Genomic DNA, 15,032 nt, shown 5'->3' with positions numbered 1-15,032 from the left:
AAGGGTATGAACTCGCTAAGTCTCTTGATTAACCAGACTTGTGATCAAGAGACAGCCCATTGGGTGCCTTTTTTGATCGCGTTTGGCCTCGCTATTCAAGAGACACCAAGCTGATGATTACTCCGCTTGGTGGATACTCTCTTGAATCGTCAAACGTACTTCAGGGTAAAGCATTGAGTAGAGAAGCTTAGCGAATTGCTGAGTCTTGTCTAAATCACAGTTACCATCGTTATCCAGATATTGCTGTTGTTTCAGAGTGGCGAACATCGACGCAAACACGCCTTTATCGAAGAACTCTGGTGCATTGATGCCTTGCAGACGACCAAGTCGCTGTGCAATGTCTTGGCTCTTCTGTTCAAGATCGGATTTATCCAGATCAGGGTTCTCTGCTAACAGGTTCAAAGCAATAGAGTAGCGTTGTAGCGTTTCTGAAATCGTACGACCTAACAGCATCAGTGCTTGGCTGTTTGATTGGTTGATGGTGACTTCATTATCAGAAACCACAAGCATACCTTGGTTAACCAGCTCTTCAATGATGTTAGAAACCACGCCTTCAAGCTTGTCTTCGTCGTAGCTTAGGAACAGCTCTTTCTTCAAGAACGGGTAGATAGCAGCAACGTTCTCTTGGATCGCGTCAATTGATAAACCGCGTTGACGAATAGTCATCTGTGCAATTAACGATGGCAGAGCAAACAAGTGAATGATGTTGTTTCGGTAGTAGGTCATCAGAATTGACTGGTGACGGTCTAGCGAAATGATGTCGCCCATTGAGTCTGATTCAATCAAGAACTTGTTCAGTGATTCAGCATGTTTTACTAAATCTTCAGCGCTGTCTTTTGGCACAGTGAACGTTGCCGAATATGGAACATTCTTAAGCAGAGACAGGTAGCAATTAATCTGAGAAACCAAAGAGTCACGAGACAATGCGCGCTGTCTTGAAGCCAATAGTGCCGTTGCACAAAGGGTCAGGGCATTGGTCGCTGCCGCATCGTTAATGTGCGTCATCATTTTGGTCGCCAAGTCATTAACCACCGGGTTCATCCATTGTGGTTTGCTAGTGCCCATTGGGTCGATGTCTTTGGTCCACTTAGGTGAGTGTTCATTCAGGTATTGGTTCAGTTGAATTGGCTCACCGAAGTTCACGTAGCCTTTACCAAAGTTACGCAGCTTACGAATGGTACGAATCACTAAGCTCGCGTTTTCTTTCTCTTTACGCTTACCACGAAGTTCTTTTGCGTAAGTCGCCACTTCCATCACGTGCTCGTAGCCGATGTACACAGGAACCAAAGTCACCGGGCGATTCATGCCGCGCAGCATCGCTTGAATAGTCATCGCCAACATGCCGGTCTTCGCTTGCAATAAACGACCTGTACGAGAACGCCCACCTTCACTGAAGTACTCTACTGAGTAACCTTTAGCGAACAACTCCGCTAGGTATTCACGGAAAATCGTCGAGTACAGCTTGTTGCCTTTGAAGCTACGACGAATAAAGAACGCACCACCATGACGGAAAATAGGACCGGCAGGGAAGAAGTTCAGGTTGATACCCGCAGCGATGTGCGGCGGCACCATGCCTTCATGATAAAGCACATAAGAAAGCAGTAAGTAGTCCATGTGGCTACGGTGACAAGGCACGTAAACAATCTCGTGACCATCTTGAGCCAACTTACGAACCGTTGAAGCGTTGCTGATATGCAGGCCTTGGTACAACTTATTCCACAGCCAACCAAGAATCTTCTCACCACGCTTGATCAGCGAGTAAGAGAAGTTCGCAGCAATCTCGTCCATAATGTCTTGAGCTTCTTTGCTCGCTTTCTCGATCGAGATGTTCTTTGCTTGTGCTTCGTCTTCAATCGCTTTTTTGATCGCTTCTGATTTTAACAGGCGATCAAACAGAGCTTGGCGGCTTGGCAGATTAGGGCCTGATGCTGCAAGCTTTTGGCGAGAGAAGTGAATACGTGCCACGCGCGCCAGTTTGTGCGCGATGGTGCTGTCGGTGCCGTGTGAGTTGGCCATGTAACGCAGAGAAACCACAGGACTAAAGCGAACCAAGCAGTCACGACCGGCTAGCAATACCGCTTTTGATTTCTCTAAGCCGTTCATTGCCTGTAGGTAAGGCTTCTGGTTATTCTCTTTACCAGGTTTGCGCCCCCACAAAACGGTAGCAGGGATAACTTGAACATCGAGTTCAGAGTCGTCGGCGTGCAGTGAAAGCAATTCAGAGAACACTTCAATTGAAGAGCTTGGTACATAATCATCGTCTTGCAGCAGAGTTTTGCGAGAAGAGATGAAAACGTAGCGTTGCAGTGATTTGCCGTTGATTTCAAGCTTGCTCAACGGATCAGGTAGGCCTAATTCAAGTGCATGTTTTTGCAATGTAAGAATGTCGACACTTGAGCGAAACGGTAAGGCGTATACAATCGGTTTGCTCAAATCAATGTTCAAATCCTCTACAGGGTTTGAAGGGATTGATGTGCTCTTTACCAATAGGGATAAAGGTAGCTTCATTAATGAACGTGAAAAAGATTGTCCAGAAGACATATAGGTTCACTGCCTCAATAGTTATTTCAATGTGCTCAAGCGTATCTCTATTTCTATAATGAGAGGATAAATCCTATGAGTGAAATAGGGATAAGCCTAGGCGTAAATTTAATCGATGCAAGAATACCAGAAACTGGTCTAACCTTTTAATGGAAATAGTCATATTGCCGTTAAGTTTGTGGAAAATCATTCATCGACTGATTGAGTATAGAGTTAAAAATGACCAAAAAATCAAACACCGGATTCAAACGTATCGTCAAAGCGGCGGGCTTTTCATGGCAAGGCATCACGAGCTCGTTTAAAAACGAGGCTGCATTTCGACAAGAAGTCTTTATGGCCGCAGTGCTTATTCCGTTGGCGTTCTACTTAGATGTAAACCAAGTTGAGCGAATCTTGATGATTTCAGCCGTCGTGTTGGTGATGGTTGTCGAGTTGATCAATACTGCGATTGAAGCGGTCGTTGACCGAATCGGTAGCGAACATCATGAGCTTTCTGGGATGGCGAAAGATGTTGGCTCAGCTGCCGTTTTTATCTGTTTAGTATTAGCTGGTTACGTGTGGTTAGAGATCTTGTTTTTGTAATTCGCTAAAAATGAACTAAAAACAACCAATTGCTTTGCTTTTATTCAGTTACTGGATATACTCACAGTCAACTGTATAAAAAGACAGGTGAATCATGAAGCCGTTAACGCCCCGCCAGCAACAAGTTTTTGACCTTATCAAAAGTAAGATCGAAGATTGCGGTATGCCACCGACTCGTGCAGAAATCGCACGTGAACTTGGCTTCCGCTCTGCAAATGCTGCAGAAGAACATTTGAAAGCTCTTGCTCGTAAAGAAGCGATTGAGATTATCCCGGGTGCGTCTCGCGGTATTCGTATTTTGCTTGAAGATGCAGCAAACGAAGAGCAAGGTTTACCATTAATCGGTCAGGTTGCCGCTGGTGAGCCTATCTTGGCTCAAGAGCATGTAGAAATGCATTACCAAGTTGATCCAGGCATGTTTAAACCACAAGCTGACTTCTTACTTCGTGTAAATGGCGAAAGTATGAAAGACATCGGTATTATGGATGGTGATTTATTAGCTGTTCATAAAACACAAGATGTACGCGATGGTCAGGTTGTAGTGGCTCGTGTCGATGATGATGTAACGGTAAAACGTCTAGAACGTAAAGGTTCAACGGTTCTGTTACATGCTGAAAATGAAGAGTTTTCTCCAATCCATGTCGATCTAGAATCTCAACACTTGTCTATTGAAGGGCTTGCGGTTGGTATTATTCGCAACACCGACTGGATGTAGTCAGTACAAATAGCTTATTGATATTTATTCTCAATAACTTGTCATTGTAATTGATATTCATTATCATCTTCTTTGTCGAGATACAAGGAAGATGATGATGCCAAACCCAACCAAACCTCAAATGAAGCCGCTTACTCGTAAGCCGCGCTCCTCTGTTCAAAAGGCTTCTTCTGAACAAGGGTCTGTACATCAAGAATTCCAAGTTCCGACCAACCTCGTTCAACATCTTTGGTTTCGTAGTCGTGAAAGCCTAGCCGATGATGGTCTCGTTTATGACCCCATCGCAGCTCAAGCCTGCAAGCGTTGCCAGCTCGCACCAGAATGTCTTACCGGTGAACTCGACCAACAGCAACTCCTTTACGCGACACTGACTCAACTTTGTGATTCTCAAGTTCAACAGTTTTTATCTCATAACCCAGATGCTTGGATTATTAACGTGGGAGCAGGGCTCGATACCCGTTTCTACCGTTTAGATAATGGCCGCTGTCATTGGGTTGAGTTAGATGTAACCGAGAATCTGCTTTGGCGACAACGCTTGTTCCACAAAAATGAACGCTATCGCTTAGAGTGTGGCTCTGTCGATGACCTAACTTGGTTGGATGAACTTAATATTCCAGAACAAGCCTCGGTGATGGTGGTGTGTGAACATGCTTTGCTGGATTGTAATGAACAACAGACCGCGAACTTCATTCAGTCTTTGAGCCGCTACTTTACTCATGCACATGCGTGTTTAGTCTTAGCTGGAGATAAAAGCTCAAGTACGTTGGGACAAAAGCTTGGTTCAGGAAAGTATGCTCATGGGTTGTCTTCACCAATAGACAGCGTTCTTAATTGGCTGCCATGGGCACAATGGGTAAAAGCGTTTTCTCCCCTAGACCAACAATGCAATCGTTGGAAATTGTGGCAGCGGCTTCTTTGTAAGATCTCTCAGGTCAAAAAGCGTTTAACGCCGCAGTTAGTGCTCGTTAAGTGGTAACCCTAGTGGTTCTGTATTTCGAGTAACTGAGTACATAGCCGGTATAAGTAAAATTCCACAACATAGTGAAAGCCCACCCACTAGGTTAAACTATCGCCTCTAATCTAAGAGGTGATCGTGAAGCTATTTAATCCCCAAACTATTTTTCAAACGCTATCCAATCAGGCGATGCACAAAAAAGTGCTGCTGCTCGCGATCCCGATGGTTCTCTCTAATATTACTGTTCCACTGCTGGGCTTAGTCGATGCGGCGGTTATCGGTCACCTCGAGCACTCTTGGTATTTAGGTGGTGTGGCGCTGGGCGGCACAATGATCAGCGTGACCTTTTGGTTGCTTGGTTTCCTGCGCATGTCGACAACAGGGCTAGCCGCACAATCTTATGGTGCGAATGATGGCAAGCAACTTGGTTTAGTCTTTGTGCAAGGCGTGACCATGGCCTTAGGGTTTGCTGGTGTCTTTTTGCTTTTACACAGTCTAGTCGCCGATTTAGTTTTCTCATTGAGTAGCGCCAGTGATCAAGTTAAGCACTATGGTCAGCAATATTTCTCAATCCGCGCTTGGAGTGCGCCTGCTGCGCTAACTAACTTTGTGATTCTAGGTTGGTTACTCGGGACTCAAAATGCCAAAGCGCCCATGTGGATGGTCATCATCACCAATATCACCAATATCGTTTTGGATATTGTTTTTGTTATCGGCTTAGGATGGCAAGTGGAAGGTGCAGCATTGGCATCTGTAATGGCTGATTATGCCGGTCTAACATTTGGCTTGATTTGTGTTTACCGAATCTGGGCGAAGAAGCAGTTACCATCGCCATGGGATCTGCTTAAGAAAACCAGCCAAGGTTTGAGTCGTTTCGTGAAATTGAATCGCGATATCTTTCTTCGTTCATTGTATCTACAAGCGACTTTCACTTTCATGACTTTCCAAGGTGCAAGCTTTGGCGATGATGTTGTTGCGGCCAATGCAGTGTTGATGAGTTTCTTGATGATCATCTCTTATGGGATGGATGGCTTTGCCTACGCAATGGAAGCGATGGTCGGTAAGGCGATAGGCGCGAAAGACAAAGATGAACTGAACCAGTCATTGATTGGTACTTTCTTCTGGAGCTTTAATATTTGTTTGGTACTGACCATAGCATTCGCACTCGCTGGCTCGAGTTTGATTAATATGATCACTACCATTCCTGACGTGAAGAACCAAGCCGAGGTGTATTTACCGTGGTTAGTCGCAATGCCATTGGTGTCTATGTGGTGCTTCTTGTTGGATGGTATTTTTGTTGGAGCAACCAAGGGCAAGGATATGCGCAATAGTATGTTTGTTGCGACCTGTAGTTTCTTCGCGATTTTCTATTTAGCATCAGGTTTAGAGAACCATGCACTGTGGTTAGCGATGCTGAGCTTTATGGCAATGCGCGGAATTGGTCTTGGTGTGTTGTTTGTTTCTCAGTGGAAGAAAGGGGAGTTTCTCGCTTAGCTCTGAGGGCTCTGTTTGTGGAGAGTAAATGAGGCTGTACAGGTAAAGGGGTATTTAGAACATCATGATCTAATTACTATCAATGCCTTAATATTCAGTGTTTTAAATAAAAACAGCAAGCGCGTGGCTTGCTGTTTATGTATTTGGCCTATGGGTGGTCAAATACTCCTATTGGTTCTTTATCTAGAATAAACGGTTAAGCCCGTTGAGTGCTGCAACACGATAAGCTTCCGCCATCGTTGGATAGTTAAAGGTTGTATTCACAAAGTACTCGATGGTATTTGCTTCACCTTTCTGTTCCATGATCGCTTGTCCGATATGGATGATTTCAGCGGCACGCTCACCAAACACGTGGATACCTAAAATCTCTTTGGTTTCGCGATGGAACAGAATCTTCAAGCTACCAATGTCTTTACCCGCAATTTGAGCACGAGCTAGGTGTTTGAATGAAGAACGTCCTACTTCATACGGTACTTTAGCTGCGGTAAGTTCTTGCTCGGTTTTACCAACAGAACTGATCTCCGGGATGGTGTAGATGCCGGTTGGAATGTCTTCGATAAGGTGGCGTTCAGCTTCACCTTTCACAATTGCTTGAGCCACAAATCGACCTTGGTCATAAGCCGCGCTTGCTAGGCTAGGGTAGCCAATCACATCACCGACCGCGTATACATGGTCAACATTAGTTTGGTAATTGGTATTCACTGATACTTGACCACGAGAGTCCGCTTCTAAGCCAACAGCACCAAGGTTCAGTTTATCGGTATTACCCGTTCGGCCATTGGCATACAGTAGGCAATCAGCGCGCATCTTTTTACCTGACTCTAGGTGAATGATCACGCCATCATCAGTGCCTTCAATTTTCTCAAAGGTTTCATCGTTGCGAATCACGACACCGCTGTTCCAGAAGTGATAAGAAAGTGCATCTGAGGTTTCATTGTCTAGGAATGACAACAGACGGTCACGAGTATTGATAAGATCGGTTTTTACACCCAAACCGCGGAAAATCGACGCGTATTCACAACCAATAACGCCAGCACCATAGATGATGATGTGTTGCGGGTCGTGTTTAAGAGAAAGAATCGAGTCACTGTCGTAGATACGTTCATGCAGGAAGTCGACGTTATCTGGTTGGTAAGGGCGAGAGCCTGTCGCGATAACAAATTTGTCTGCACTGTAATGTTCTTCAGTGCCATCGCTTTGCATTACCGAGACAGTGTTGGTATCGATAAAACGTGCAGTACCAAAGACCAACGTGCACTGGTTGCGGTCGTAGAAGCCTTGGCGTAATCGAGTCTGCTTGTCGATAACCGATTTGGCATGCCCCAAAATGTTAGAAAACGTTGAGTGTATGCTTTTGTTGTTCTGACAAAACAGCGGATTACTGTTGAATTCGATAATACGACTTACGGCATGACGCAGTGCTTTTGAAGGAATTGTTCCCCAGTGAGTACAACCACCACCAACGCTGCTCTCTTTCTCAATGATTGCAACGTTCAACCCGGCTTTGGTTAATCCCATCGCTGCCCCTTCTCCTCCGGGGCCACTACCAATTACGATTACATCAAAGTGGTTGGAGTGCGGCATAGATATCTTCCTTGTTATATTTGATTAACATTGCTTTAGCGAGATTTTAACCGATTCTGTTCTCGGGTACATGAAAAGGGCATCAGAGAGTCGGTGGGATCACGCAGTGTTATCGAAAAAATAATATTTGGTATGTCGTATGTCTCCAAATGACAGCGTGGATATTGAAATTTTTTCTTCGAACGTATTTACTTCGGTACGTGAACAAAGAGGTATGTTTAGTGTCTTATATAACCAGAGTGCCTTATATAAATAAGTGATTCGCGTTATATTGAATAGAGTATTAGACATGCCTGTTTAGGCTGTAAAAGAAGAAATTGATAAAGTATGAAACCAATGGGCATTCGCGCACAGCAAAAAGAAAAAACTCGTCGCAGCTTAATCGATGCAGCATTTAGCCAACTCAGCGCCGATCGTAGTTTTTCCAATCTAAGCTTGAGAGAAGTCGCTCGTGAGGCTGGAATAGCACCGACTTCCTTTTATCGTCACTTCAAAGACATGGATGAGCTTGGCTTAACCATGGTTGATGAAGGTGGCTTACTGCTGCGCCAGTTAATGCGTCAAGCTAGGCAACGCATAGTAAAAGAAGGCAGTGTGATTCGTACATCGGTTGAAACCTTTATGGAATTCATTGAAAGCAGCCCTAACGTATTCAGACTGTTATTGCGAGAGCGCTCAGGAACTTCATTTGAGTTTCGTGCAGCGGTAGCTCGTGAGATACAGCACTTCTCTGCTGAGTTAACCGAATATTTGATAACGACTGGCATGACACGAGACGAAGCTTTTACTCAAGCTGAAGCCTCCGTTATCTTGGTCTTCAACTCAGGGGCAGAAGCATTAGATTTAGATCGACGTCAGCGAGATGAACTGGCTGAACGCTTGATCATGCAATTGCGAATGATGGCCAAAGGGGCTTTTTGGTATCGTAAAGAACGTGAACGTAACCGATTAAAAGGCGGGATTGAATAATGTCGAATGAAAATAATACTGTAAACCGTGGTTCAGAAAGAAAGACACTCGTACTTGCTGTTATTGCCGGTGTGTGTGGTGATGCTCTGTTATCTTGGGTAACAATGAGCGAAGTGGGCTTCTCTATTTTCCCACTGATTGCTTTAGTCTTGGCTGTACAAGCACTTTACCAAGAGTACCTAACTAACCCAGTATCTGAAGATATTCCACTAGTAGGTTTGGCTTGTTTCTTTGTAGGTGCATTTGGCCACTCGGCTTTTGTGAAGGCACAACACCCTGATGCTGGCTCAAACTTCTTTGCGATTATTGTCGCGATGTTGCTTCTTGCATGGGTAGGTAAGAAACTCGGCTTTATCGGCAAAACTGCTTAAGCTGATTTAGAAATTAAAAAAACGAGCCAATGGGCTCGTTTTTTTGTATCTGCTGTTTGGCTTAGACCTGAAAGCGATACTTACGCTTTACGCTCTAGGAATACGCCAGCTTCCATGTGGTGCGTGTAAGGGAACTGGTCAAACAGAGCAAAACGAGTGATGTCGTGCGTTTCGCTTAGGATGTCTAGGTTCTCTTTCAATGTTTCAGGGTTACAAGAGATGTACATGATACGCTCGTAGCCTTGAACCATCTTACAAGTATCAACATCCATACCTGAACGCGGTGGATCAACAAAGATAGTGTTGCAGTTGTAGCTCTTAAGATCGATGTTCGCTTGCTGTAGACGACGGAACTCACGCTTGCCTTCCATTGCTACAGTAAAATCTTCTGCAGACATACGGATGATCTGAACATTTTCAATGTTGTTCGCAGCGATGTTGTATTGCGCAGATTCTACTGACGGTTTCGCCAGTTCAGTTGCCAGTACACGCTCGAAATTTTGTGCTAGCGCTAATGAGAAGTTACCGTTACCACAGTAAAGCTCAAGTAAGTCGCCTTTGCTGTCTTGAGTACAATCGACAGCCCATTCCAACATTTTCTCTGCCACTTTGCCGTTGGGTTGAGTAAAGCTGTTCTCTACTTGTTGGTAGATGTAGCTATCACCATTCACATCTAGCTTTTCAATTACGTAGTCGCGGTCCAGTACGATTTTCATCTTACGCGCACGGCCAATCAGGTTTAGGTTAAAACCTTCATCGTTTAATTGCTGCTTAAGTGCTTTAGCATCTTGAATCCACTGTTCACCTAATTGACGGTGGTAAAGCAGTGACACCAAAATCTCGCCGCTTAATGTAGAAAGGAAATCTACTTGGAATAGCTTGTGGCGTAGAGAGTGGTTGTCTTTCATTGCATCTGTTAATAGAGGCATTAGGTCGTTGATAAGACGGCTAGCTGCAGGGAACTGATCTACACGGTATTTTTCTTTAGTCTCTTGATTGAACATGACGTAATACATATCGTCACCTTCATGCCACACGCGGAACTCAGCACGCATGCGGTAGTGTTGCTCTGGAGATTCATACACTTCCAGTTCAGGCACATCATATTCTGAGAACATTTCTGTAAGACGCTCTGTCTTTTCTGCCAGTTGTTCTTGGTAGCGTTGCGGGTTTACATCTAAATTCGCCATTGTTATGCCTTTTGCTGTCGTGCTTTTAAATCAAGAGCGCAGATTTTATTCAATCACAGGCGCTTGTCCAGTGTTGAGAGCCATTCAATGTAAATCGACCATGAAAACTATAGCTTATAACAATCTTAGACTAGACAAATGATTCAGAGGTCAATACTATCTTCGGCAAGCTGGTGTCATTTAGATGTATAGATGGCTGAAGAGGGAATCTGGTGTAAATCCAGAACTGACGCGCAGCGGTAAAAGAGAACGAGTATTCATAAGACACTGCAAATAGCTTTTTGTGGGAAGTCGAATACAAGGTAACCATAAGGTTGTGCTCTTGAGTCCGAATACCTGCCAGCGGCTAAACCATGACATGTGGTTTGGTAGGAATTTACGCGATTTAGGATCACAACATGAACAAATCCCTTTTAGCGGTTGCTGTAGCATCGCTGCTTTCACCTATCTCCAATTTACACGCCCAACAAGCATCTGCCGACGAAACCATGGTGGTTACGGCTAACCGTTTTGAGCAAAGCACGGAAAGTGTTGTCGCTCAAGTTGAAGTAGTAACACGCCAAGATATCGATCGAATTCAAGCTAAGTCTCTAACAGATGTGTTTAGACGATTGACGGGTATTCAGGTTTCACAAAATGGAGGCCGAGGACAGCAAGCTTCGATCTTTGTTCGTGGTGCTAACTCTGATCAAGTGCTTGTTCTCATTGATGGTATTCGTTTTGCGCGAGCTGCAAAGGGTGGTGTCGATTTTAGCCAGTTACCAATTACATTCGTTGACCGAGTGGAATACGTTCGAGGAGCTCGTGCCGCTATGTATGGCTCAGAAGCTATCGGCGGTGTTATCAACATTATTACTGTTGCAAACTCTGACAATGAAAAAACGGCAGTTAGTGCAGGTTTAGGAAGCTTAGATTACCAAGAGCTGAGCTTTGTTAGTGGTACTAAGGTCGGTGAAAATGGTCACTTGAACGTATCTGTTGGTTACGATTCCGATGAGGGATACAACGTTCATCCATTACCAGGTGTTAATGATGGTGATCGCCATGGTTTTGAATCACGCAATGCTCTAATTGGTTATGTTCATAATTTTGATCAGCAATGGAGTGGCTTCGCGAATTTCCGTATGTTTGAAACCATTTCTCAGTACGATGGTTCATTTGGTACAGACCATTCTTACAAAGAAGCTGAAGTTCAAAATTCGACCTTTGCTACTGGTGTTAAATATAGTGGCAGTGAACTTAAGTCTGATTTCTTAGTTAACTATCAGAATCAAGATAACTGGAACTACGAACAGTCTTTAGGCAAGAACTCAGCGTCAGCAACATCTGATGAGCTTGAACAGCTAAATGTTCAATGGGTGAATTCACACAAACTAACGTCGTCACTGACTCTTAGTGGTGGTGTAGATTGGCGTGATGAAGCTTATATTGTTAAGCCTTCGAATACTGAATACGACAGAACGAATGTTGCGTACTTCGCTGCATTAAACGCAGATGCGGATAAAGTGTTCGGAGAACTGAGTCTTCGTGTTGATGACAATGAGCAGTTTGGTACAGAAACTACTTACAACACAGGGTTAGGCTATCGTTATGCTGAGTGGCTTGTTGTAAAAGCAGCTTATGGCACATCCTTCAAAGCACCTAACTTGTATCAACTATATAGCTACTACGGTAATGCACAGTTAGAAGCTGAAAAGGCAGATTCATTTGAACTGACTTTTGGTGGCTTAATCAAGGATGTTGATTGGTCGATTACTGGCTATGACACGAACGTCGAAGACTTAATTGATTACAACTACGCGACAAGCAAGTACTACAATACCGATGGCGAAAGCCAACTACGTGGTGTGGAAATGGTCGTTGGATTTGATACTAGCTTTATTAATCATCAAGTGAGCGCTAACTTTCAAGACCCAGAAGATCAATCTGGTGATCAATTGATACGCAGAGCTAAGAAGATTTACAAGTATAATGCAGTGGCTAGTTTCGATGAGGTTGATGTTTCGCTAGGCTACCAATATGTAGGTGAGAGACCGGACTTCTCTGAAGATCTTGCAGCGTATAGTCTGTTTGATGTTTCGGTGAATTACTATGCGAATGAAAACCTTACTTTAAATGGTCGAGTGGATAACTTAACTGACGAAGAGTACGAGACTGCTGGTGGATACCCATCACCAGAGCGTACATATTACGTAAATGCTACTTACCAATTCTAATTTACACCTAAACCGCCTTCGGGCGGTTTTTCTTATTGGGTATATCAATGAAAAAGAAAGTCGTCATAAGCTGGTCATCAGGTAAAAGACTCTACCCTAACCCTAGAGCGTTTGCTTGAGAGTGCTGAGTATGAAGTTGTTGCTCTTTATACTACCTATGTTGGAGATGAAGTCCCTTTCCAGGTAACTCCTATTGATGTCGTTGCCATGCAGGCACAATTAATCGGTTTGCCACTCATCACCATAGAGCTTCCTGAAGTGTTCCCGAGCAATGAGATTTACCAAAGTACGATTGTCTCAGCATTGGAAGGGTCTTGCTTATCAATTGATGCGGTCGCATTTGGCGATATGTTTTGCAATGGTATTGCTGACTACCGAAGAAGTTATATAGAACCTGCGGGCTGGGAGTGTGTATTTCCTCTACTGGGAGAGAGTAGCCAAACTCTGGCTCAAGAAATCATAAATAGAGGAATCGAAACCTTTCTCGTCACAGTTGATAGCGATGCATTAGACATGAGCTATTGCGGGAAAGAATACACGCCTGAACTAATAGACAGTTTGCCAAGTCACGTCGACCCATGTGGAGAAGATGGTGAGTTCCATACCTTAGTCACGTCAGCGCCATGCTTTAAAGGTAAGCTTAAGATAGAGCTAGAAAATGTAGAGCAGGGTGAGCGCTTTGGGCATCAACGCTACCGAGCTTGCATTATGTAGAGTGATGATTGGCGAAAACTAGGTGAAGGGGTATCATTGCTGCGGAACTTATTACAGGTAATGGTTGTGTCGGAAAGCATACAAAAAAACATATTGGTCTTTGATTCTGGAGTTGGCGGTCTGTCTGTATATAAAGAGATAAGCCAGTTACTACCCAATCACAACTATATCTATGTATTCGATAACGAGGCTTACCCTTATGGTGAGCTCGATCAGCAAGTCCTCATTCAGCGAGTCCAAAGTATCGTCGCCAGTTTTGTGGCGAGTCACGCTATTGATATCGTGGTGATAGCTTGCAATACGGCCAGTACGATAGTCCTGCCGACACTTCGCGCTAATAACCTTATCCCTATTGTCGGCGTAGTCCCGGCAATCAAACCTGCTTCGTTACTGGCTAATAAAGCGGTTGGCCTTATTGCGACTCCCGCGACGATTACTCGTGAATACACACACGAGCTCATCAAAAACTTCTCGAGTAATAAAAGAGTAGAGCTGTTGGGTTCTACTCGGCTGGTGGATATGGCCGAAGATAAACTCAGAGGTGAGGAGATTAGCCTTGAAGAGTTACAGCAAATCCTTCAACCGATGATCAACACAATTGATGTAGCCGTATTAGGGTGTACGCATTTCCCACTGATCAAATCAGAGATTCAACAAGTACTAGGTGAAAGTGTAGTGCTGATAGATTCTGGTAAAGCGATAGCTAAACGGGTTCAAGATTTGTTGGGTTTGGAAAGCATCAATAAAGAAGGGGGAGTGCGTGAGGTTTTTTGTAGTGCACTTCCTAAAAAAGAAAGTGCACTAAATAGTATGTTAAAGCAGTTAGGGTTTAGCTCAGTTCAGATTCGTCCGCTTCAGGATGTTTAGGATCATTTGCAACACGTACTTTTAAAGTGCGTTGCATGTAATCTTTATCGTTAAGTGCAGAGATTGCATGATTCACATCATTACTTGCCATAACAACAAATCCAAAGCCTCTTCTTTTACCAGTACGTTTATCTTTCATTAAACGTACAGCAAATACTTCACCATGCTCTGAGAATAATTCACGTACATGTGATTCGTTCGCTTTGTATGGAAGGTTACCCACATAAAGTGTTTTGGTTGAAGCCTTAGGTTCTGAATCTGATTTTGAGTCGGTGCTTGAAAAGTTAACAACAAAAGCGGAAGCCAAGACACCAAGGATAAAGGTAATTGCAGGCGATATATCTACCTGAGAGAAAACAATGCCGCCTAATACAGCCAGTGCGACAATTAACAACATCGATTTTTTTGAGTTCATATCGGAATACTACATATTAATAAACGAAATAGACGCATCTACCATTAACAAAATAGACACATGAATCTTACGTTCATGGCTTCCATTTTTCCAATGTATTGCTGTGATACGTCTCAAATGTTTAGTTTTTATTCGAAAAATGCGGATCTGGTGGCTTTTTAGGCGAACAAAACTTTTATTTCAAAAAGCCCTTGTGCTCCATCTCAATCTCTCTATAATGCCGCCTCACCGACACGGAGTGAGACGAAAGTCACACAGCGAAATCGGTAGAGAAAAAGAGTTTGAAAATAACCCTTGACTCTCAAAGTGGTGCAGGTATAGTACGCACCCCTAGCGACTGAGATGTGAATCACAAAACGCTAGCGCTCTTTAACAATTTAAACCTATCAATCTGTGTGGGCACTCGTTGATGAATATCA

12 protein-coding genes, 1 pseudogene and 1 riboswitch are annotated in these 15,032 nt (G+C 43.8%); of the genes and pseudogenes, 9 read left to right on the top strand and 4 right to left on the bottom strand.

Annotation, left to right across the window (positions count from 1 at the left end; translation table 11 throughout):
* Positions 1 to 117 precede the first annotated feature (117 nt).
* Positions 118 to 2,541: a glycerol-3-phosphate 1-O-acyltransferase PlsB gene (plsB, locus tag AB6F11_RS20710; RefSeq protein WP_102393466.1), complete on the bottom strand. Its 2,424-nt coding sequence runs from the start codon at positions 2,539 to 2,541 to the stop codon at positions 118 to 120.
* A gap of 219 nt (positions 2,542 to 2,760) precedes the next feature.
* On the opposite strand from plsB, the gene AB6F11_RS20705 reads away from it, so the two are divergent.
* The 4 genes from AB6F11_RS20705 to dinF all read left to right on the top strand — a co-directional run bounded on the left by AB6F11_RS20705 (position 2,761) and on the right by dinF (position 6,287).
* Entirely contained in the window at positions 2,761 to 3,123 is a 363-nt protein-coding gene (locus AB6F11_RS20705) for a diacylglycerol kinase (RefSeq protein WP_029223019.1), read from the top strand.
* Positions 3,124 to 3,217: 94 nt separating this feature from the next.
* Entirely contained in the window at positions 3,218 to 3,838 is a 621-nt protein-coding gene (gene lexA, locus AB6F11_RS20700; protein WP_009848249.1) for a transcriptional repressor LexA, read from the top strand.
* 97 nt (positions 3,839 to 3,935) lie between these two features.
* Positions 3,936 to 4,814: a class I SAM-dependent methyltransferase gene (locus AB6F11_RS20695; RefSeq protein WP_102393467.1), complete on the top strand. Its 879-nt coding sequence runs from the start codon at positions 3,936 to 3,938 to the stop codon at positions 4,812 to 4,814.
* Between the two features lie 117 nt (positions 4,815 to 4,931).
* A complete protein-coding gene (dinF, locus tag AB6F11_RS20690; RefSeq protein WP_017067882.1) occupies positions 4,932 to 6,287 on the top strand; it encodes an MATE family efflux transporter DinF in 1,356 nt (451 codons plus the stop codon).
* Between the two features lie 183 nt (positions 6,288 to 6,470).
* Here dinF and sthA read toward each other — a convergent pair whose 3' ends face one another.
* Complete coding sequence (gene sthA, locus AB6F11_RS20685) at positions 6,471 to 7,871, bottom strand: Si-specific NAD(P)(+) transhydrogenase (protein ID WP_017061048.1); 1,401 nt, start codon at positions 7,869 to 7,871, stop codon at positions 6,471 to 6,473.
* 327 nt (positions 7,872 to 8,198) lie between these two features.
* Here sthA and fabR point away from each other — a divergent pair, with 327 nt between their 5' ends.
* Together fabR and AB6F11_RS20675 are read left to right on the top strand one after the other, a co-directional pair.
* Positions 8,199 to 8,840, top strand: a complete 642-nt coding sequence (gene fabR, locus AB6F11_RS20680) for an HTH-type transcriptional repressor FabR (RefSeq protein ID WP_010438693.1) — start codon at positions 8,199 to 8,201, stop codon at positions 8,838 to 8,840.
* Positions 8,840 to 9,211 (top strand): YijD family membrane protein, encoded by a 372-nt coding sequence (locus tag AB6F11_RS20675; protein WP_017061049.1) that lies wholly within the window; start codon positions 8,840 to 8,842, stop codon positions 9,209 to 9,211. The genes fabR and AB6F11_RS20675 overlap by 1 nt, the downstream gene beginning before the upstream one ends.
* Before the next feature lie 80 nt (positions 9,212 to 9,291).
* Here AB6F11_RS20675 and trmA read toward each other — a convergent pair whose 3' ends face one another.
* Positions 9,292 to 10,401, bottom strand: a complete 1,110-nt coding sequence (gene trmA, locus AB6F11_RS20670; RefSeq protein WP_017061050.1) for a tRNA (uridine(54)-C5)-methyltransferase TrmA — start codon at positions 10,399 to 10,401, stop codon at positions 9,292 to 9,294.
* A gap of 154 nt (positions 10,402 to 10,555) precedes the next feature.
* Positions 10,556 to 10,760: riboswitch (cobalamin riboswitch) on the top strand.
* Positions 10,761 to 10,799: 39 nt separating this feature from the next.
* Between trmA and btuB the strand changes: the two genes are divergently transcribed.
* The 3 genes and pseudogenes from btuB (at position 10,800) to murI (ending at position 14,198) form a co-directional block, all read left to right on the top strand.
* Positions 10,800 to 12,617, top strand: coding sequence for a TonB-dependent vitamin B12 receptor (gene btuB / locus AB6F11_RS20665; protein ID WP_102393468.1), 1,818 nt, complete (start codon positions 10,800 to 10,802; stop codon positions 12,615 to 12,617).
* 47 nt (positions 12,618 to 12,664) lie between these two features.
* Positions 12,665 to 13,331, top strand: a pseudogene (locus AB6F11_RS20660) (ATPase).
* A 60-nt stretch (positions 13,332 to 13,391) separates the two neighbouring features.
* Positions 13,392 to 14,198, top strand: a complete 807-nt coding sequence (gene murI, locus AB6F11_RS20655; protein ID WP_102393469.1) for a glutamate racemase — start codon at positions 13,392 to 13,394, stop codon at positions 14,196 to 14,198.
* On the opposite strand, the gene AB6F11_RS20650 is transcribed toward murI, so the two are convergent.
* The gene (locus AB6F11_RS20650) at positions 14,161 to 14,613 is read right to left on the bottom strand and encodes an RNA-binding protein (RefSeq protein ID WP_017061054.1); all 453 of its coding nucleotides are present in this window, start codon (positions 14,611 to 14,613) and stop codon (positions 14,161 to 14,163) included. The genes murI and AB6F11_RS20650 overlap by 38 nt on opposite strands.
* Between the last annotated feature and the right edge of the window lie 419 nt (positions 14,614 to 15,032).

Origin of the sequence: Vibrio sp. 10N.247.311.14 (genome assembly GCF_041467715.1) — a bacterium.
GTDB classification, from domain to species: domain Bacteria; phylum Pseudomonadota; class Gammaproteobacteria; order Enterobacterales; family Vibrionaceae; genus Vibrio; species Vibrio crassostreae_C.
This window is presented reverse-complemented; position numbering and strand designations above follow the sequence as displayed.

Bases quoted from the DNA above. Each gene is read 5' to 3' on its own strand.
- plsB (WP_102393466.1), bottom strand. From the start codon at position 2,541: ATGTCTTCTGGACAATCTTTTTCACGTTCATTAATGAAGCTACCTTTA.
- AB6F11_RS20705 (WP_029223019.1), top strand. From the start codon at position 2,761: ATGACCAAAAAATCAAACACCGGATTCAAACGTATCGTCAAAGCGGCG.
- lexA (WP_009848249.1), top strand. From the start codon at position 3,218: ATGAAGCCGTTAACGCCCCGCCAGCAACAAGTTTTTGACCTTATCAAA.
- AB6F11_RS20695 (WP_102393467.1), top strand. From the start codon at position 3,936: ATGCCAAACCCAACCAAACCTCAAATGAAGCCGCTTACTCGTAAGCCG.
- sthA (WP_017061048.1), bottom strand. From the start codon at position 7,871: ATGCCGCACTCCAACCACTTTGATGTAATCGTAATTGGTAGTGGCCCC.
- fabR (WP_010438693.1), top strand. From the start codon at position 8,199: ATGAAACCAATGGGCATTCGCGCACAGCAAAAAGAAAAAACTCGTCGC.
- AB6F11_RS20675 (WP_017061049.1), top strand. From the start codon at position 8,840: ATGTCGAATGAAAATAATACTGTAAACCGTGGTTCAGAAAGAAAGACA.
- trmA (WP_017061050.1), bottom strand. From the start codon at position 10,401: ATGGCGAATTTAGATGTAAACCCGCAACGCTACCAAGAACAACTGGCA.
- btuB (WP_102393468.1), top strand. From the start codon at position 10,800: ATGAACAAATCCCTTTTAGCGGTTGCTGTAGCATCGCTGCTTTCACCT.
- murI (WP_102393469.1), top strand. From the start codon at position 13,392: ATGGTTGTGTCGGAAAGCATACAAAAAAACATATTGGTCTTTGATTCT.
- AB6F11_RS20650 (WP_017061054.1), bottom strand. From the start codon at position 14,613: ATGAACTCAAAAAAATCGATGTTGTTAATTGTCGCACTGGCTGTATTA.